Genomic DNA, 18,614 nt, shown 5'->3' on the forward strand with positions numbered 1-18,614 from the left:
TTATTATTTAGATATCAAAAAATTAAAAATCATTACCACACAAAAAATTAAAGACACTCTTAATCTCGTTTTTATGGCAGGGGTAACAATTTTCTTAAGCCAATATTCTCTGGCACTCATGATGAGTAAAACCACAATCACGATAGCGAAGATGATTTCAATCGAGATATTCATTGTTCAATCCTTCAACATGCATACTCAACTACCTGTTTCAGAACTATCAGCATTTGGGTCTTCATCAAGCCAGGATCTTTTTTTAGGCTTAGGGGCTTGTTTGACAGGTGCTTGTCGTTGAGGAGCATTATGGGTATGCGTCCAATCTTTTTGTGCTTGTGGTGCTTTTTGTTGAACGGGTCTTGGTGCACTCCCTCTAAACGCAAAACGTTGTTCAGCAATATCGTAAGCTGCAAGATTGACATTCGCGCGACTTACTCGACCACCAAACTGAGTGGTAATCACATAATTACCGGGGGGGAGAACAAAATTGGCTGACGATCTCCCACTTACCGCTTTTACACGTTTACCATTTTTGGTGACAACAAAAGAGGTATTTAAAGGACGACCATTGAGTGTTGCATAAGCTCTAATTTGACCATTGACTGTTTTGGCTGGTGCCGCTTTTTTGAAAAATTCAAAGGTTCTTGTAATATTTTTATTGCTTATATTGATGTTGCTGCTTTTCCATTTACCCGCATAACTCGTCGCTATCTGATAACGACCAGGTTTGAGATTAACGTTCGCAGTTGACTTTCCATTGACCCGTCTAACCTCTTTACCATTTTGCTTAATAATAAATGATGTTTTTAAAGGTCTCTTATTAAGGGTCGCGATCAGCCTGACTCGTCTTGTTTTATTTTGTTCTGCTTTGCGCTTTTCTTTTCTTATTTCTTCTTGACGTTTTTTTTCTGCTGCTATTCTGGCATCTTCGGCTCTTTTGTTTTCTGCCGCTATTCTTTCCTCTTCGGCTCTTTTATTTTCTGCTGCTATTCTTTCCTCTTCTGCTTTTTTATTTTCCGCGGCTATTCTGGCCTCTTCCGCTTTTTTATTTTCTGCTGCTATCCTTTCATCTTCAGCTTTTTTATTTTCCGCGGCTATTCTGGCCTCTTCCGCTTTTTTAGTTTCCGCTGCTATTCTGGCTTCTTCGGCTTTTTTAGTTTCTGCCGCTATTCTGGCTTCTTCGGCTTTTTTATTTTCTGCCGCTATTCTGGCTTCTTCGGCTTTTTTAGCTTCTGCCGCTATTCTGGCTTCTTCGGCTTTTTTAGCTTCTGCCGCTATTCTGTCCTCTTCAATCTGTCTTTCAATTTCAGCTGCGCGGTCTTTTTCTTGTAACTGTTGAAGTTTAGCCAGACGTTCTTTTTTGAGCTTTTCTTTTTCCTCTAGCTCAAGTCGTTCTTGCTCAAGTTTCGCTTGTTCTAGTTGTGCTTTCTCTTCTTTTGCTTTTTCCTGTTTTGAAGCTTCATCAGCTGCGGAGCTATCTTCTTGAGCTTTTTTGTCAATAGCAGCCAGTCTATTTGCCTCAAGTTGAGGGTCAACCTCAAGCTGATGTAGCTGTTTTTTATCAGTTTCTTCAACCCCCATCCAACTGGAAACTTTCTCGTAATTAGTAAAACCAAATGCTAAACCGGCGACAAGAACTAGCGTAGCCGCTATTCCCCCATACAAACCTTTTTTGCTTTTTGGCTCTTTGGCTGAAACAGGATAATGACCCGTTTGAAGTATCTGGGTTCTATCATCATCAATCTGTGGTGGTATTTTATGAATAACGGTTTGATCAACGTTTACTGCGTTTTTAACAGCTTCTACAAATTCCCCCACTGTCTGATAGCGGTCGTTAGGTTCTTTCGCTAAAACCTTATCGATAGTCGGCTGTAAAAAACTATATTCTGCGGGCAACTCAGGGGGAGCAACCGTTGTATGCTGATGAATAGCTTGAATCGTAGACTCAGCTTTAAACGCTTTTTTGCCAGTTAACATCTCGTAAAAAACGAGACCTAAACTGTAAATATCAGATCGGCTGTCTAAATCAGTGGTAACTGCCTGTTCGGGGCTCATATATTGAACTGTCCCCATGGTATAACCCATACGAGTTAGTTCACCCGATGTATCCTGTAGTTTGGCAATACCAAAGTCAGTGATAACGGCTGTATCATCCTCTCGAAATAGAATATTTCCTGGTTTTATATCTCGATGGATATAACCTTTGACGTGTGCGTAATCTAGTCCACTTGATGTTTGTTCCAGAATTCTAAGTGATTCTGCGTAACTGAGTTTGCCCTTCTCTAATTTAGTCTTGAGCGTGCCATTAGCCAAGTGCTCCATTGCCATATAAAGAATAGAATCATCAATCACGCCAACATCGTAAATCCGAACAATATTTCGATGCTCAAGACTAGCTATGATCTTGCCTTCACTTAAAAAGCTCTTACGAAAGTTTTCATCTCTGGCCATGTCAGGGAGCATGACTTTTAAGGCTACGTTACGACTCAGCATATCTTGAACCGCTAAGTACACTGTAGCCATACCGCCTCTACCCAGCTCGCTATCAACGGTATAATTTGGAATTTCTATCATTGTTAGATATTAGTTTCCGTGTTTGATGGTTTATCTTGAGGGGGACTTGGGGTTATTACTTGTCACCCCCCTACTTATAAGCACTTTCCTTAACTAGTTCTTATTACTGATGAATTGCGTTTAGATTCAGTATCCATGACTAGGCCTGATTAAGTATATAAGCGAAGATTCTTAAGAAATGTGACAAATTCCACAATTTGAAAAAGTTAGTAAAAAGAATGTAAATTCTTGTTTTTAGATATTATTTGAGATCTTTGAGTTTTTAGGACAAAACTCGTCATGAAAATGGTTAATTTTATATAACTAAGGGATGTATTTAACTATATTTCACACCCCCCTACTTTGAGGCTGTTTTTTATATACCGCTTAATAACATCTGCTGACGTTTACCCACTGCACTGGTCTCGAACAAAACTGCATTATCAGACATTAAAGCCAACTCTAATGACGCAGAGATGCGTTGCCTTTGCATGCCATTTTTTAAAGTGTATAAGCAATTTTCATGAGAAATTTCTTTACCATTTAAGTATCGAACACCTGACTCAAACTGACTCCGGTTCGTCTCCCACCAAGCTTTAATTAGCTCAGGATCTGGCCAGGGCAAGTCTTCATCCTCATCTAAATCGGTATTTTCATCTTCCGGATTTTCCGTTGGACCAGCCTCAAAACCTTCGGGCTGGTCCATTTCCAAATCATCGTATGCAAGATCAACACCTGTAATGAAAGTGAAAGATTCTCCTGCTAAACGCGATAACTCAGGCGTGTTCATTTGATCGATTAGCCATGGAATGTAATCAGCTTCACCACGGATACCCATGCCTTGAATGACGAGCCTCATCTTATTTTGGTCTTTCAACAGGGCCAGTAGTTCTTTGGATTTTTGAGAGTTATAAACACGTAAAAGAATCATAGTAGCTTGCAACATATAACAAGAGTCCTGTTTTACGAAAGCTAACATGACACTCAATGATTCTGATCGGTCGCCACAGAGAATAGCTGACCAGGCTGACCAAAATTTGACGCTTTCATCTTTACTTGCCAGTCGTTTTTTTATTAGATCGAGCAAGTCATTGCGGCCTAATTTCCCAGCAGCACGTAATGATTGACTGCATAAAGCGAGATTCTTACTTTCAATGCCTTGTTTTAAATGATCACCAGGATCTACACGCTGTACCGTACATGCAGCTATACCAATCTGTTGCCAGAAAGGTGTTTTAGAAGCCAAAAAGCCACTAACCTTCCCTTCCAAGAACTTGGGATCAACCCAACCTAAGGCTGAAACGAAACCATTTTGTAACTCAGCATTTTCTGTAAGAAACTCATATACTATTTTAAGTTTTTCAGCATCATCACTCTCTAAGGCCAATACTGTTGTAATGAACAACTCACCGGATTCCTTAAATTCAAGAGTAGCTTTACAAATTTCCCAACCATAATCACCCGATACTCTAAGCCCATCAATGTGAGCTTCTACACGATCATCTAACTCTGATAAATCTTCTAAATCGAAATGGGAAGCTGATACGGCATTACTGCGTAATAGCCATAAGAAAGCCGCCTCTTCAGCGTGTTGGTCTATGATATGTGGGATTGGTTTTATCATTAAACTTTCCTTGGGATGCCCCATTTAATGGATATATTTAAAGTATGTGTAGAACATAATTTAAAGTTTTAATTATTCTATTCTTGTCCATATATTTCCATTAAATGAAAAAACATCAGAAGTGCCGATAGACCACAATGTATCTTCTGCTTGAGTAAGTTGATAACAAGTCAATGGAAAATCATCTTCAAAATCTACTGCTGATACTCCACTTTCATCTAAAATATAAAGGGCATTCATTGTAGAGAAATAAACTTTTCCCTCAAAAAAAGTAAAATCCCATATATCTTTAGTAAAATCCTCTATATTAATTAGGTCCCATTGATTGCCTTTTCCCTTAATAATTGTCCCTTGACGTCCACCTATATATACATTTCCATCAGGAGCACATAAAACACAAGTTAAAATTAAATTTGTCGGACTATCGGCTTGAATCCATTTACTACCATTATAGTTCCATATCTCCCCCCCCCAGCCAACTGCATAAATGTCAAACTGAGAAAAACCATCAATATCTTCAAATCCTTTATTGCTCTCGTTATCAGATAAGGTTGCATGCATAATATCCCATTGATCTTCTCCAACGCGTTTAAAAACTTGTCGATTCATACCACATGCATACGCATAGCCTTCAATAGTACAAATATTTCTAATAGACTTTGGTTCTGGTAATATATTTTCCGTAGTTTTCTTACCTCCAACATATGTCCAGATGTCTCCTTCTTCAGAAATAGAGATTAATTTATCTAATGGTTTTTGTACAACGCACATACCTATACAATTCCAGTTAACATGTTCTTCTTGAAACCATTCACCTCTATCCCATGCGATAAAGATAGAATGCTGTATATCTATCGCTTCCAGATCTTTTTGATTAACTGCAAAATATACTAAGTCATTAAACCTAGCAGCGCCTTTTATAAACAAATGTGTGTTAGTCCAATAGGGTCTCATAACATTTATTCTCACTTTTAATTGATATTAGGTTATCTAGCTCCGCTTGGAGCCATAGTCTGAATTTGAGTTGTCAATTCGCTTGGATCCATTGTTGTACCACATGGTGAATGCTTTATTTCTGCATCTTTATTTTTTCCAGAGGTCATTTTCTTATGCCCTTGAATTAACTGATTTTTTATACATTCCTCATTACAATTAGACTCAGGGAAAACTTCCGTAACTCCTTTTGCTCCCAGACTAGCCTGTGACTCTAAAGACACCATAGTCCCTTTTGCAGGGCCATTTATTTTATGATGGGTATGCCTTAATCCATGAGTACCTTGTGTATTTGTCCCCCCTTCGGCACAAATACAAGGTGCTCCACTCGCGGTATAATTTTTCCACCCTGTCAGCTTTGTACCTTTTTTGACAGTAGTTTTATAAAAAGAGCTCTTAGGAATGAGGTGATCGGCTGTTTGAGCTGGGCAACAACCATTTATACCATCTTTCTTTTTACTATAAGGGGCCAAACGGCACCTTCTAGCTTTTATACAAGCGTTGGATTTAGCACTAATTGATTTACTTTTTGCCCATGATTTGCTTTTCGTTATACCCTCATCTAAACCCGCATCCACGCATACATCATTATCACCTTTGGGTTTATAATCAGCACAACTTGTTTTTTCTTTTGCTATGTCAGCCGCACATGCTTTTTGCATATCAATAGACATACTATCAACATGAGGCCAAGGAATACTCTCATTACCAATCTCACTCTTATGATTATGGGTAGTCATATCCAAGTGCCTTACAACATTTTTACCTTCGACTTTGACATCCATTGACCATGACTTAAAATAAACCTTTCCTTTTATCGTTCCAGTGATAATTCCTTTTTTTGCAGGTGTTGCACATCCTGCTTCATCCCCATAACTTGTTTTGTAGTGAGAGACATTTTTTTTAATTATCTCTTTGCCTGTTATCTTTACAGATTTACTTCCTTTGGTTGTATCTTTCGCCATTCCAGTATTAGGATATGGAACAGGAACCCCCATTGGAGTTGCGGGGGATGTTGGTGGTGTCATACACACATCTGGAAACGCACAGATAGTTTTACCATCTGCTTTTTTACAGGATATTTCTCTACCATTGGCAAATACATCATTAGACATAAGGGGGTTCTTTTTTTAACTCCATTTTAAAATACAGGCTGAACGTTTCCCATCATCATTTCCTACATGGGCTACGACAGCTCTGCCATCTGAGTAGTTTTTTTCATTAGCTGTTTTAAATACAATTAACATAACCAACCCGATTACACTGCCTACTTCTCCAATACAATCTGCCGGATGCCAAATATCAAATGTTGGCTTTCTTTTTCTCAATGTGCGACCTAAAGCTAAAGTTGCTTCTTTAAAATGATATTGCTCTCCGGCCACATCACTAATTCTAAAATCCAAATCACCCATTTCACATTGTGCATCTTGCAAAGACTCTTTAATCGCTATTGTCAAACCATCTGCTCTTAAGGGTATTTCAGAGTCAATATGAGCTTCTTCAACACCAAATCCGATTCCAAAACATTTCAACGTAGCTTGCTTTTTGCTGGCCTCAACAATTATTGATGCTCCTGCTTCACCTGGAATAAAACCATTAGAATTATTACTGGTTAATAATCGATCTTTTTCTTGATAGTCCATTAGTGTAGAAGCTACTAATAGGCTATCTGAAGCAGCAATAAGAACCTGAGTAACATCATATTTTTCTATAATTTCTCTAGCCCTTTGAAGAGCAATACCAATCGATACATGCCCCATTGCAATAATGCGTGACTTCTGATGAAACTCTATTTTTAATTCTTCCTGTAATGTGACGAAAAACTGATTATCATCAGTAATTACTCGACCTACCCTACCTGGCTCAGAAAGGCACAAAAGTAAGGGAGTGGCTTCTGGTTTTATTTTTGGGTTTTGATCTAAACATTCTTTAATAGATGCCGCGGCCATTTTTATTAGCTTGGTTTCACCACGCCATGATTGCTCTAACTCAACAGATGACCCAATAATCCACTCGCCCCCATCATCCATAAACCGTGTTTCTTGAAAATTATCAATAGCACAACGAATCGCTGCGCAAGTTGCTGGCGCTGAAAGCCCTACTCCAGTAACCATACCTACACCTGTTATTGCTAAAGGTATACTCACGCTGCTTGTTCCTCGTTACCATTTTTTTCATCGACAGGTCGATTAGCTCTGACCCAATGCGCCAAAGAGGGATAATAAGTTTTACCCATAGTTCTTGCGCGCCACCAAGCTTTAGTTTGCCTTCCAACAAGAATTTGTGGAATCTCAAAAATGTTTTTTCTTAATTCTATATTCGTACGCCAGGTAATTGTGAATAGATTAAAATCTGGCTCAAAAATTATGGTATCGATAACAGCCTGTTTTATTATGTCGTCTCCTTTCTTCTGAAAAAAAATAATAGGAATATCAAGTGTTGGCAGTTTAAATTCTAAGCGACTTTTCCTAGGGCTTACGTTTATTAATAACACCTCCTCTCCCCCTATAGGAAAAGGCATTTGTTGATCTTTGGGTGCAGATTGGAAATATTCTTCATTAAAATCCTTTGGTAAAAAAGGAAATTGATTTTCTAGCCACGCATCATCATAGGTACCTCCATATTTATATCGGGGTTCCCAGCCTCTTGCAATTGGGCCAAAAGACATGGGCTTGTAATCTTGATTCGGAAGTTTAATTGGGTTTCCTACTTCCTCTGTATTTGGCATTGGTGTTCCATCGACTAAATCAGTTGCTGTATGTGCGTGATAACCCTTTCCTACTGGATTTAACATATAAGCTTTGTGTTTTTTTTCATTCTTCAGGTAATTATCTACACCACCAAAAGCAGTATCATAGGTAATAGGCATCTTTTGAAATATCTCAGGGTAACCCGGACTTATTCCTACCCCTGCAGCCCATTTTCTATTTCCAATGACATTGAATGTTTTTGTGAGGTCTCCAACTTTCATTCCTACTTGAACTTTAGTAACAGACTTACCTTTTGGAGCATACGCACTTCCATTAAGTAAAACATCGCAATGTAATTTATTAGGGGAGTAATCAACTTCATACGCTGGCGCTGAAAAACCTGGTTCTCCAGTAAATGTATCAGCGTCTATTAAAGGAAGTTGAACTTCTGCTAGTTGTGGTTCTTCATCTGGATATTTTGGAAATTCAAATGTGCCTTTTATTGCAACCACAATCATTTCTCTACCGCTTGGCTTCATGCCCATCGTGTAGCCTGCTTGCATTCCTGTTACGTTAATTAGATCCATATTAATTAATCTGGACAGACCCACCTTTTATTCTATTTACACCGGAAGATCTATTAAGAATATAACTTCCTCTGACAAGAATTTTTCCTGACTTCGTTAAGGTGATACTTGCCCTACCACATTTGAGAGTAATACTTTCTTTACCCATTAAATTTATATGTTCACCATCTAAGTTAGCGATATTTTCAGAAAAATTTTCAGCCTCTATTACTGGATTGTCTGGTACTTTATCAACGACTTGAGGGTTCTGTATTCTTCCTATTATTATTGGATATTGCGGGTCACCACCTTGAAATAATAAAGCTACTTCTTTACCAATGTCATCACTGCATAATGAACTAGTGGTATTTGCCTTAATTGCAATATCTGAAGTATTCGCAGGATGTATAACCAAAGGCTCTCCCTTGTCATTTATCCCTACCAATATTCCAATAACTACGCCATCAAGACGATTCAATTCTTGCTGATCAGTATTTTTCTTTTGCTGTTTAGTTATTGTCATTTCACTTCCTCTCATCTTTTAATTTTGTAAAATTTTCTTACCTTTCATGATTATGTTCTTTGAGGCTTTAGCATTAATTTTCCCAGAACCTTTGACTGTAATATCCTTTCCTACAATATTTATAGTTCCATCTTTTTTCATCGTTATACTGGCTTTACCTGTCGTTAAGGTGATTGAATCCTCAGCTGTCATGCTGATTGTTTTAGCAGTTAAAGAATAATCTTTTGCAACCGCTTCAGAGTGTGAGTCCCCTATTGTTTCATCTAAATTCTCACCAATAGATATTGATTTATTTGCGCCAACTTCTTCTGATTGGTCAGAACCTATTGAGACAGTTTTTGAGGTTCCTATGGACTCTGATTTACTTGTTCCTAGTGTTACCGTTTTACTCAATCCGACTGATTGTACATACGTCGCTCCAATGGTTAATTCCATCGCAACACCAACTGTTTCAGCGTAGTTAATTCCTACAGTTTCGGTGAGATTGCTGCCAACATTGATAGTCATATTTGAACCAATCTGTTCGCTATGATTGACGCCGACTGAAAGCTGTTTGTTGTTACCAATAGCTTCAGAATGATTAACGCCAACGGTTATAGATTTATCATTATCAACGGCTTCGCTTTTATCATGACCCACATGAAGTGATCTGTCGTGACCGACGTCTTCATTACGGTCATTCTCTGTGATATTCGTATGGTTTTTTTCAGCATGAATATAGAGTTCTTCACTGCCTTTTTTATCTTCCATGCGAATTTCATTAAAGTTCGCGGGAGTGCCATTTTTAGAGCTACGGCTTTTAATACCACTTTGTGTTTTATTAGCAGGTAAATCGTAGGGGGGCATTTGGTCGGCATTGTAAACTCTGCCTGTAATAATCGGTCGATCTGGATCACCCTCCATGAAATCAACGATAACTTCCTGACCTATTCTTGGGATATGAATTCCACCCCATTTTTTCCCGGCCCAAATTTGAGCCACACGCACCCAACATGATGAGTTTTCATTACTTTCACCGTATCTATCCCAATGAAATTGAACCTTAACTCTTCCATATTCATCCGTATAAATTTCTTCTCCACTAGGACCAACAACAATTGCTGTCTGCGATCCTTGAACTATTGGCTTGGGTGTTATGCGTGCTGCTCTAAAAGGGGTTTGACTTTCAATTACTGAAAAATAATTACTATATGGATCCTCATTGTCACCACCACCACTAATATGAGCATGAGAATGTATATTATGCGTCACACTCGTAATAAGGTACTCGCGATTTTGGTCTTCTCGCGTATATCCTTTAAACGTAAATTTATAACCAGATGTGAACTCACGAATGGTGCCCTGTCCCTCCGTTTGTTCATATTGACAATGCAATTCTTCTATTCTTGCTTGTACGTATTCATCGCCATCATCTGTTTTAGTATATTCACCAGGGTAGTCGTAAATTTCATAATCTGCGGTTTTGTGCGACTGGATTATCTCTGATTTTGTTTCCAGTTTTGCCTTTGGTTTTTCAAAATCAAACTCATTAAGTTGGTATTTTCCGGGCTGTACTTGCTTAGTAAAATTCCATTGAGAAATAAAATCTTTTTTACCAACGGCTCTACGATCAGGGGGAAAATAATCAACAACCGCGTTACTTGGTAAAGAAGAGTGAGCGGCATCTCCATCTGACAAGACCAGACTATGAAGCCCATCATCATGGGTAAAGTAATAATAGATACCCTCTTGCTCTAACAATCGGCTAACAAAATTAAAATCGGTTTCACGATATTGAACGCAATAGTCCCAGGTTCGATAGCTGCTTGTTAATTTATCCTCAAAATCGGTATAACCTAAATCACGAAAAACACTTTTTACAATATCTGGAACTGACATCTCCTGAAAAATTCGACAATCAGCAGTACGTGTTAAAAACCATAGCCAGGGTTTAACGGTTGCCTTATACGAAGAATAATGATCCAGACCTTTGGTTTGAGAGAAACTGGTAACATTTCCGTTAAAATAACGCTTAGCTCCACTGGTTAACGTTAATTCTATGGTTACATTTTCACCAAGGATTTTTTCAAAGTTAATATCTTCTTGTTCGCTTAAAAAAGTAAGATCAATCGTAAATAATCGACCCAATTCCTCTGTCATCGACATATTTCGAAACAACAGTACGTCTGGCCCAAGCGGGGTCTTTATTTTTACTTCGCTATTGCTTTGCGTTGCAGCCATATACGTTTATTTACACTTTTATTAAAAGTCGTTACAAAAAAAGGCCCTAAAGTACGGGGGTGGCTATCGTTTTAAAGAGCAATTACATGCCTTCAATTTTTAAAAAATTAAGTAAAGGTGTAGGCAATTTCACTATCTTTTACAGATATTGCGACGGTATTGATTTTTTCACCTTCCATCATTCTCTCTAGAAATTCCTGACTCACTTGAGGTAATACAGTGTTGGTCAAAATCGCATCTACCACTCGAGCGCCACTGTCTAAATCATTACAACGCTCTGATATCAATTTGATCACATCATCACCGTATGTCATTTCTGCTTCGTGATTTTGTTTAATGCGTTTTACTATTTTATCCAGCTTAAGTTTGATGATCGTACCGAGTATTTCATCGCTCAATGGATAATACGGAATCGTTACTAAACGCCCGAGCAATGCTGGTGGAAAAACCTTTAGAAGCGGATCACGTAATGCTTTGGCCAAGCCTTCTACATCTGGCATTAAATCAGGATCGGCACACATATCCATGACCATATCCGTGCCCACATTCGAGGTTAAAAGAATCAATGTATTTCTGAAATCTATCAAACGTCCTTCTGCATCTTCCATGCGCCCCTTATCGAAGACCTGAAAGAAAATCTCATGCACATCAGGATGCGCTTTTTCAACTTCATCGAGTAAAACCACGCTATAAGGTCTTCTGCGTACGGCTTCGGTTAATATTCCACCTTCTCCGTAACCGATATACCCTGGAGGTGATCCTTTGAGCGTTGATACAGAGTGAGCTTCCTGGAATTCACTCATATTGATGGTGATGATATTTTCTTCACCGCCGTATAAAGATTCGGCAAGTGCCAATCCTGTTTCAGTTTTACCCACACCCGATGGACCACAAAGCATAAAGACACCGATCGGCTTATCAGGACTATCCAATTCTGCTCGTGATGTTTGTACTCTTTTAGCAATCGTATCTAGTGCATGTTTTTGACCGACAACGCGCTCATTCAACGTGTCACTCAGTTTTAGAACTGCACCCATTTCGTCCCTAACCATTTTGCCAACAGGGATTCCTGTCCAATCGGCGATTACCGAAGCTATGGCTTGCCCATCTACAGATGGCAATATCAGAGGTGTCTCGCCTTGCAGTTCTGCTAATTTAGTTTGTAAGCCTTTTAACTTTTTGAGACTTTCTTCTCTTTGCTCTGGCGTTAATGCATCAACTGATTCTGAGCTTTCTTGAGTTACTTGAGGTGATGTGGCGTTCTCTGCTACCTCTTCTAGATTTGCACCAGTTGATTCACTAGTTTGTTCTGTTTCTTCAATTGTTTCTTCAATAGATTTCTCAAGTTTTGAGCCAGTCCCTTCGACTTTACTGCTAACCCCCCTTAATTCACTTCTTAATTGAAGAATCTCAGTAACCAATTTCATTTCTTGTTGCCAGCGTTTATCTAGCTCCGCAAGTTCTGCCTCTACTTCTACTTTTTGCGTATCGACGTTTTCTTTACGTTCTCCCACATCTATTCCGACAGCTGCTTCACGAGCAATGATTCTACTTTCGACTTCTAATGATTGGAGTTTGCGTTGACGATCTTCAACTTCTGCAGGAGTCGCATGTTGGCTAACCGCCACACGTGCACACGCAGTGTCTAATACGCTTATCGCTTTATCGGGTAATTGTCTGGCAGGAATATATCGATGTGACAGTTTGACGGCATCTTCAAGGGCTTGATCAAGTAATAAAACCTTATGATGTTTTTCCATCACTGACGCCATACTTCTTAGCATTAATGTGGCTTTTTCTTCCGTAGGCTCTTCTACATTTACCACCTGAAAACGACGTGTAAGCGCGGGGTCTTTTTCAAAATATTTTTTGTATTCTGCCCAAGTCGTTGCTGCGACTGTTCTCAAAGTACCTCTTGCCAATGCAGGTTTTAACAGATTAGCCGCATCCCCAGTTCCTTCCGCACCACCTGCGCCAATCAGAGTATGTGCTTCATCGATGAATAAAATAATAGGTTTTTCTGAAGATTGTACTTCTTCGATAATCATTTTAAGACGATTTTCAAACTCACCTTTCATACTAGCCCCTGCCTGGAGCAAGCCCATATCAAGTGTTCTGATAGATACGTCTTTTAAACTCGGAGGAATATCTCCAGAAGCGATTCTTTGTGCTAAACCTTCCACAACTGCTGTCTTACCAACACCTGCTTCACCCGTCAAAATAGGATTGTTTTGTCGACGCCTCATTAAGATATCGACCATCTGACGTATTTCATCATCACGCCCAACAATTGGATCTAATTCGCCTGTTCTCGCTCTTTCTGTCAGATCGACAGTATATTGCTGCAATGCTTCTTGTTTACCCATTTGCGCGGGTGAAAGTGCGCCACTCGCCTCACCCGGCTCTGCACCATCTAAACTTGTACCATCGGTCGCTGCTAGATTTTCTTCTGGTGAATTAGCCACTACATCATGAAAATGTTCAGTAAGGTTTTCCAGACTTATTTTATTAAACTGATCAGAGATTGAAATAAGGCTATTTTTCAGGCTCGGAGTTTTCAATATACCTACGATTAAATGCCCCGAACGAACCTTGCTATCGTTAAACATCAAAGTGCTGTACACCCAACCACGTTCTACCGCTTCTTCAACGTGAGATGACAAGTCTGATATTGATGAAGCTCCTCTAGGTAGTCTATCAAGGGCATCTGTCATGTCTCGACTTAAGTGGGAAGGGTTTAGACCATAGGTTTGAATGATTTTATGAAGGTCAGAATCCTGTAATTGCAATATTTGATGTAACCAATGAATAAGCTCAACATAAGGATTACCGCGTAATTTACAAAACACAGTCGCGCTTTCAATAGCTTTGTAAGTAATTGGATTCAGTTTTCTAAATAATGATGTTCTGCTTATATCTGACATTGGTTTTTCCTTATTAATTCTTACTTAGTTACTATTAGCGATTAAGTAAACGTCCTCTTACTCTTCGTCGCTCTGCCTCTCCTTCTCCATCTTTTTTAAACTGTCAAAAAATCGTCTGCATCTTTTTGTATGGGCGAGTTATGTAACCATGTAGACCACCCAAGCTGTCCAAAACTTCCTAACTCAGTTTTCGGTATGGCTTCTTTTTTCAAAATAAGATTAATGTCCCAGATCATTTCCAACCCTACATAATTTTTAAGAATGGCGGACACTTGTTGAATTTTTTCTTTACCTGGTAATAATCCCTCGTATTCGTCTAACTCCATTGGACCAATTAAAACGCGAAACTTATACTGACGTTGCCAACTTCTGCCGCCAAGAACGGCGTCTTCTCCGAGCTTCCCTCCATCCAGACTCATACCTAAATAACATCGACTCTGTTCCGGAATTTCCAGCCATTCACCAATATATTCTTTGATTTTTACAGGCACCTTAAAAAAGGCCTGAAGCACTGAAGATAGACCTTCTGCATGATGAGTTTGTGTACTCATATGGCCGGCATAATGCATTTTGCTATTGTCTGGCATCAGGTCTCTGTCTTGTACCGCAGGTGTACCAATGCCTAACAAAGAACCCGTGTATAGATGAAATCGATCTTGATCTGGACGATCGTAATGAACTGTTGGCTCTTTATTAGCCCATGCTCGGTAAAACAAGCACAATAGACGGTGATGAAACATGTCCATAAAATGGATAAAAGACGCATCTCTTGCTGACCTAACTCTTTCATTCGCGTATTCAGTTAAATGCAAAGGTAATGCCCCATTCGGACCAAACATACCGAAGAAGAAGACATTTAAATGTAATAAAGCATCCTTTTCTGTAGTGGCTGAAGATAAAGTCGATGGTGCGAATGCAGACGTGGGTGTTTGACCCAGACGAATCATGTCATCAGCAGACTTGAGTGTTTCACCGAGACGCGAACGATCTTTGTAATAGCACTCGATTAATCTTAATGCTTCGTAAAAACCGTATTGATGCGGATTATCAGTAATATCCTGAATCAGGTCTGTAGAATGTGTTTCATTGGTCATAGGGTTGCCCTTGTCCCAGTCCTAACTGACCACTGTTTTATTGCTCCCCTTTCTACGGTATTCAAATTTGTTTGGGTGAAACTATTCAAGGAAACATATTTTGCAAAGAAGTGTTCTAAAATACTTCCTAACAAATACACACCCATTCCATCAAAAGCACTTTCTTTACAATTCACTGAAATTTCAACACCGCGACCAAAAGTGATTGGACCTGCCCCAGGAATTCTTCTAACAGCAGGGTTACTCGTCACAGAAAGCACCCCATTGATTTGTTTCATCGTTTCCGATCTATGCATATCGCCATAGAGGGTGAGCAGTTCTCGTAGTGCCACCGCACCTTCTTTTTCATCCTTATCCATCAAAGACAAGTAATTAAGGGATAAATGACTGATTAACCTCCAGGCATTTTCACCTTCAACATTGGGAGGCTTAGGCTTGGTTGGACCAGCTAAACTCCTTATCTGTAATACTGGTGCGCTGTCCTCCATGGTAAATAGAGTTTTACCTCCTCTTGATGTGATATGCAGAGGTAAATCACGATTGGTGCATAATGCTGATACACCTAATTGCTTTAAATCTTCATCGTATGGAGTTTCTGAGCTATCCACTAAAGATAAGAATATTTCAGTGCCAACATAATCTTTATCAGAACGATTCGTAGTTGATTGTAATCGTGGCTTACGACTTATTGTGTAGTAAGCCTGCCCTCTTTTGGAGTCATAATTATTACTGGCATAAAACGGGCTAAATGTTTGTTTATCCTGCAAGCTTGAATCAAAACCATTCACTCCGGTTATAGAAAAAACCTCATAATCGAGTGGGTTAGTTCGATCAATAATGACTTGATGCTCACTAGACCGATGGGATAAATGAATGCGATCAGCTCGTTTTGGGAAAAGATTAATTGCCGGCGTACAATTCAACGATAAATTATCTTTGCCCAAAGCTCCTTTTAATAAGTCATTCTTTTCTTTGAATAAAAATATTATTTCTAAAGACTCCGATTCACATCGCGGTATCACGTTTTTCAGTCCACTTAATTGAACGAATAGAAAACGTTGTGGAAAGGCGAAGTACTCTTGAAGGTAACGATAACCCTGAAAAGATACATCCGTATAAGGCAATAAGGCCTGATCCTGATCAAAACCCATCTCACTTAAACTGTTAGCGGGTAATTCCATTTGCCAAGATGGTTTCTTCCCATTTTTTTCGACTGGTTGAATGACGATAGATGCACAATGCGCTAATAATAATTCATATATACGATGAGGCGTTTCACCACCACCATCTAAATAGAATTCTAAATTATTCAGAGATAGTGATTTAAATTCTATTCCGGGAGATACTTTCAATTGAACTTGTATCCCAGACTTCACAGGAGTTGAAGAACGATTGTAAATTTCCGCTTCGCCTGCACGAAGATACTTTACGTCCTCAATACTCAATGGCCAAAGGTTAACATCTTGAGAAGTTCTGTAATCACAGCGGGTTCTCATTCCTTCACTTAAAGAACTACGTAAACGTGTACCTCTTGGGATAGAAAATCCATCTTCAGTAACACCACCATCAAGATCAGGCTCAAAACTCATGATAGCCATTGAAGGAGTGGGTGCCAGATAATGTGGATACACCATATCCAACAGGTTTTGAGTAAATTTAGGAAACTCTGCATCTAACTTCAGTTGAATCCGCGCCGATAGAAAAGCAAAACCTTCAAGCAATCGCTCCACATAAGGGTCAGCACATTCAAATCCACCGAGATCCAAACGCTCAGCAACACCTGGATAACGCTCAGCAAACTCCTTACCCATACCACGGACAAACTGGAGTTCTTTTTCGTAATATTTGAGCATTTCTGGATGCATCTACTTCCCTCTTAAGTTTGTATATTTATATAGAAAAACTAAAAATCTATAACATCGACATTGCCACTTTCCAGATCAATCTGAGTCCTTAGATGTAAATGAACAGGAACCGGATCTGTCCAGACATCACCTTTTATTTCAATGATGAGCGAATTATGATTCATACTTTCTTCATCTTCGTGCAACTGCAGTTCCAGGGTTTTAGGTAGAATTCGAGGTTCAAAACGAAGTATGGTCTGCTTTATCAACCTTTCTAATTCTATTGCGTTAATACTGGAAGCCGTTTTACCGGTGAGATCAGGTAAACCATAATTCAACACCGATGTTTCTATTTCAGGATAACTCTCTTTTAGTAACTCATCCTCACACATATTATTGCAATTGAATAACCACGTGAGATCGCGCTTAACACAGTCGGTTATTTTGTCTAATGTACCTATTGAACTTTGCAGATAATGAAGTTGGCCTCGTTGAATTTTTAATTCATCTAACCATTCTTTTTTTTGCTGATTAGTTATATCTTTGTTTTTACTTGATAGTTTTTTCTCAAGCGCATTAACTCTTTGTCTACTTAGCTCTTCTGTCGAGTTAATATATTCATTATCGGTGACTCTATCTAACAATGAAGGCAGAAACTGTGTTTTATTGGGTTTATAAGTGCTTTTAGACATAACTATGATAGTTTAACTAGCAACCGTATCTTGCTTGAAAAAAATATCTCTAATATCTAGCAATGAATAATCATTCACATCCGTAGCAAATAGTCTTTGACCAAAACCAATAAAATCACCATCACCTTTTTCAACCCATTCTGTTTGTCGAGAAAGTGCTAATTGATGATTTTTTTCTGCAGAAAAAGGATAACGCGTCGGTATTAAAACAAAAGATTCTCCTTCTGTTTCCCATTGAATATGCGCGGGCATCCATACAAAATCTCTTAAATTTTCAGGAGCTTCAATGGCAAGTCGTTTAATGTTAGTAAAAGGCACCCACCGATATTGCCCATCAACAAACACTTCCAGTAAAGGTCCGAGCCTTGTATCTGCATCTGCAATCCATTCAAACGTATCGCCATTGATTGTTCCTGCAGTTGTGGGCGCCAATTCCATGGCTTGTTTACGCAAAACGTCTGAATCTTTATCATTATCCGTAGCAGAAAGCTTTAATGCTTGTAATAACAGAGCTTGCCACTCATCTGGCTGCCCCATAAACACCGGATCTTTGTTGCCAGAGAAAACATCTTCCCTGTACCTCTCACATTCAATAGCTGCACGACACTCATAAACCATACCCAATGCGCCATCATCCATTTTAGAAATAACATCAAGTTGCTTAGCGGCACGATCCCATTGACCTAATACGGCAAGTAATTGGAATAAAAAAATCCGTAGCTTCGAATCAGCAGGGTTTCCACGAATCTCCTCCTGCAAAAGGTGTAATGCCTCATCAAGGCTACCATCTCGAATAAATTGCTCGGCATTCATGTGTAAATCTTCTCAGTTTTGAAAATTGGATTTTCATTAATAGATAAGAATAAAAGAAAAATCACAATAGTCTCCATCTTT

At 39.0% G+C, this 18,614-nt stretch carries 13 protein-coding genes; all 13 read right to left on the reverse strand.

Annotated features, from left to right (window positions below):
* Positions 1-198: 198 nt before the first annotated feature.
* The 13 genes from EV695_RS09875 to EV695_RS09935 all read right to left on the reverse strand — a co-directional run bounded on the left by EV695_RS09875 (position 199) and on the right by EV695_RS09935 (position 18,533).
* The gene (locus tag EV695_RS09875) at positions 199-2,571 is read right to left on the reverse strand and encodes a serine/threonine-protein kinase (RefSeq protein WP_131905754.1); all 2,373 of its coding nucleotides are present in this window, start codon (positions 2,569-2,571) and stop codon (positions 199-201) included.
* Positions 2,572-2,926: 355 nt separating this feature from the next.
* Complete coding sequence (locus EV695_RS09880) at positions 2,927-4,174, reverse strand: TIGR02270 family protein (protein WP_165874674.1); 1,248 nt, start codon at positions 4,172-4,174, stop codon at positions 2,927-2,929.
* A 72-nt stretch (positions 4,175-4,246) separates the two neighbouring features.
* Complete coding sequence (locus tag EV695_RS09885; protein ID WP_165874675.1) at positions 4,247-5,101, reverse strand: beta propeller repeat protein; 855 nt, start codon at positions 5,099-5,101, stop codon at positions 4,247-4,249.
* Between the two features lie 59 nt (positions 5,102-5,160).
* The gene (locus EV695_RS09890) at positions 5,161-6,282 is read right to left on the reverse strand and encodes a PAAR-like domain-containing protein (protein WP_131905757.1); all 1,122 of its coding nucleotides are present in this window, start codon (positions 6,280-6,282) and stop codon (positions 5,161-5,163) included.
* A gap of 15 nt (positions 6,283-6,297) precedes the next feature.
* Positions 6,298-7,314, reverse strand: a complete 1,017-nt coding sequence (locus EV695_RS09895; protein ID WP_131905758.1) for a hypothetical protein — start codon at positions 7,312-7,314, stop codon at positions 6,298-6,300.
* Complete coding sequence (locus tag EV695_RS09900; RefSeq protein ID WP_207907038.1) at positions 7,311-8,420, reverse strand: DUF2169 family type VI secretion system accessory protein; 1,110 nt, start codon at positions 8,418-8,420, stop codon at positions 7,311-7,313. The genes EV695_RS09895 and EV695_RS09900 overlap by 4 nt, the downstream gene beginning before the upstream one ends.
* Before the next feature lie 25 nt (positions 8,421-8,445).
* On the reverse strand, positions 8,446-8,946 hold the full coding sequence (locus EV695_RS09905) for a DUF6484 domain-containing protein (protein ID WP_131905760.1): 501 nt from the start codon (positions 8,944-8,946) through the stop codon (positions 8,446-8,448).
* Between the two features lie 18 nt (positions 8,947-8,964).
* A complete protein-coding gene (locus EV695_RS09910; protein ID WP_131905761.1) occupies positions 8,965-11,166 on the reverse strand; it encodes a type VI secretion system Vgr family protein in 2,202 nt (733 codons plus the stop codon).
* A gap of 107 nt (positions 11,167-11,273) precedes the next feature.
* Positions 11,274-14,090 (reverse strand): type VI secretion system ATPase TssH, encoded by a 2,817-nt coding sequence (gene tssH / locus EV695_RS09915; protein WP_131905762.1) that lies wholly within the window; start codon positions 14,088-14,090, stop codon positions 11,274-11,276.
* A 95-nt stretch (positions 14,091-14,185) separates the two neighbouring features.
* The gene (tssG, locus tag EV695_RS09920) at positions 14,186-15,184 is read right to left on the reverse strand and encodes a type VI secretion system baseplate subunit TssG (RefSeq protein WP_131905763.1); all 999 of its coding nucleotides are present in this window, start codon (positions 15,182-15,184) and stop codon (positions 14,186-14,188) included.
* Entirely contained in the window at positions 15,181-17,049 is a 1,869-nt protein-coding gene (gene tssF / locus EV695_RS09925; protein ID WP_131905764.1) for a type VI secretion system baseplate subunit TssF, read from the reverse strand. The genes tssG and tssF overlap by 4 nt, the downstream gene beginning before the upstream one ends.
* Before the next feature lie 38 nt (positions 17,050-17,087).
* Complete coding sequence (gene tssE / locus EV695_RS09930) at positions 17,088-17,720, reverse strand: type VI secretion system baseplate subunit TssE (RefSeq protein WP_131905765.1); 633 nt, start codon at positions 17,718-17,720, stop codon at positions 17,088-17,090.
* Positions 17,721-17,732: 12 nt separating this feature from the next.
* Entirely contained in the window at positions 17,733-18,533 is an 801-nt protein-coding gene (locus EV695_RS09935) for a type VI secretion system accessory protein TagJ (protein WP_131905766.1), read from the reverse strand.
* Positions 18,534-18,614: the final 81 nt, after the last annotated feature.

The organism is Cocleimonas flava, assembly GCF_004339015.1.
Lineage (GTDB): Bacteria > Pseudomonadota > Gammaproteobacteria > Thiotrichales > Thiotrichaceae > Cocleimonas > Cocleimonas flava.

Coding starts and splice junctions, on each gene's coding strand:
- EV695_RS09875 (WP_131905754.1), bottom strand. CDS start 2,571: ATGATAGAAATTCCAAATTATACCGTTGATAGCGAGCTGGGTAGAGGC.
- EV695_RS09880 (WP_165874674.1), bottom strand. CDS start 4,174: ATGATAAAACCAATCCCACATATCATAGACCAACACGCTGAAGAGGCG.
- EV695_RS09890 (WP_131905757.1), bottom strand. CDS start 6,282: ATGTCTAATGATGTATTTGCCAATGGTAGAGAAATATCCTGTAAAAAA.
- EV695_RS09900 (WP_207907038.1), bottom strand. CDS start 8,420: ATGCAAGCAGGCTACACGATGGGCATGAAGCCAAGCGGTAGAGAAATG.
- EV695_RS09905 (WP_131905760.1), bottom strand. CDS start 8,946: ATGACAATAACTAAACAGCAAAAGAAAAATACTGATCAGCAAGAATTG.
- EV695_RS09910 (WP_131905761.1), bottom strand. CDS start 11,166: ATGGCTGCAACGCAAAGCAATAGCGAAGTAAAAATAAAGACCCCGCTT.
- tssH (WP_131905762.1), bottom strand. CDS start 14,090: ATGTCAGATATAAGCAGAACATCATTATTTAGAAAACTGAATCCAATT.
- tssG (WP_131905763.1), bottom strand. CDS start 15,184: ATGACCAATGAAACACATTCTACAGACCTGATTCAGGATATTACTGAT.
- tssF (WP_131905764.1), bottom strand. CDS start 17,049: ATGCATCCAGAAATGCTCAAATATTACGAAAAAGAACTCCAGTTTGTC.
- tssE (WP_131905765.1), bottom strand. CDS start 17,720: ATGTCTAAAAGCACTTATAAACCCAATAAAACACAGTTTCTGCCTTCA.
- EV695_RS09935 (WP_131905766.1), bottom strand. CDS start 18,533: ATGAATGCCGAGCAATTTATTCGAGATGGTAGCCTTGATGAGGCATTA.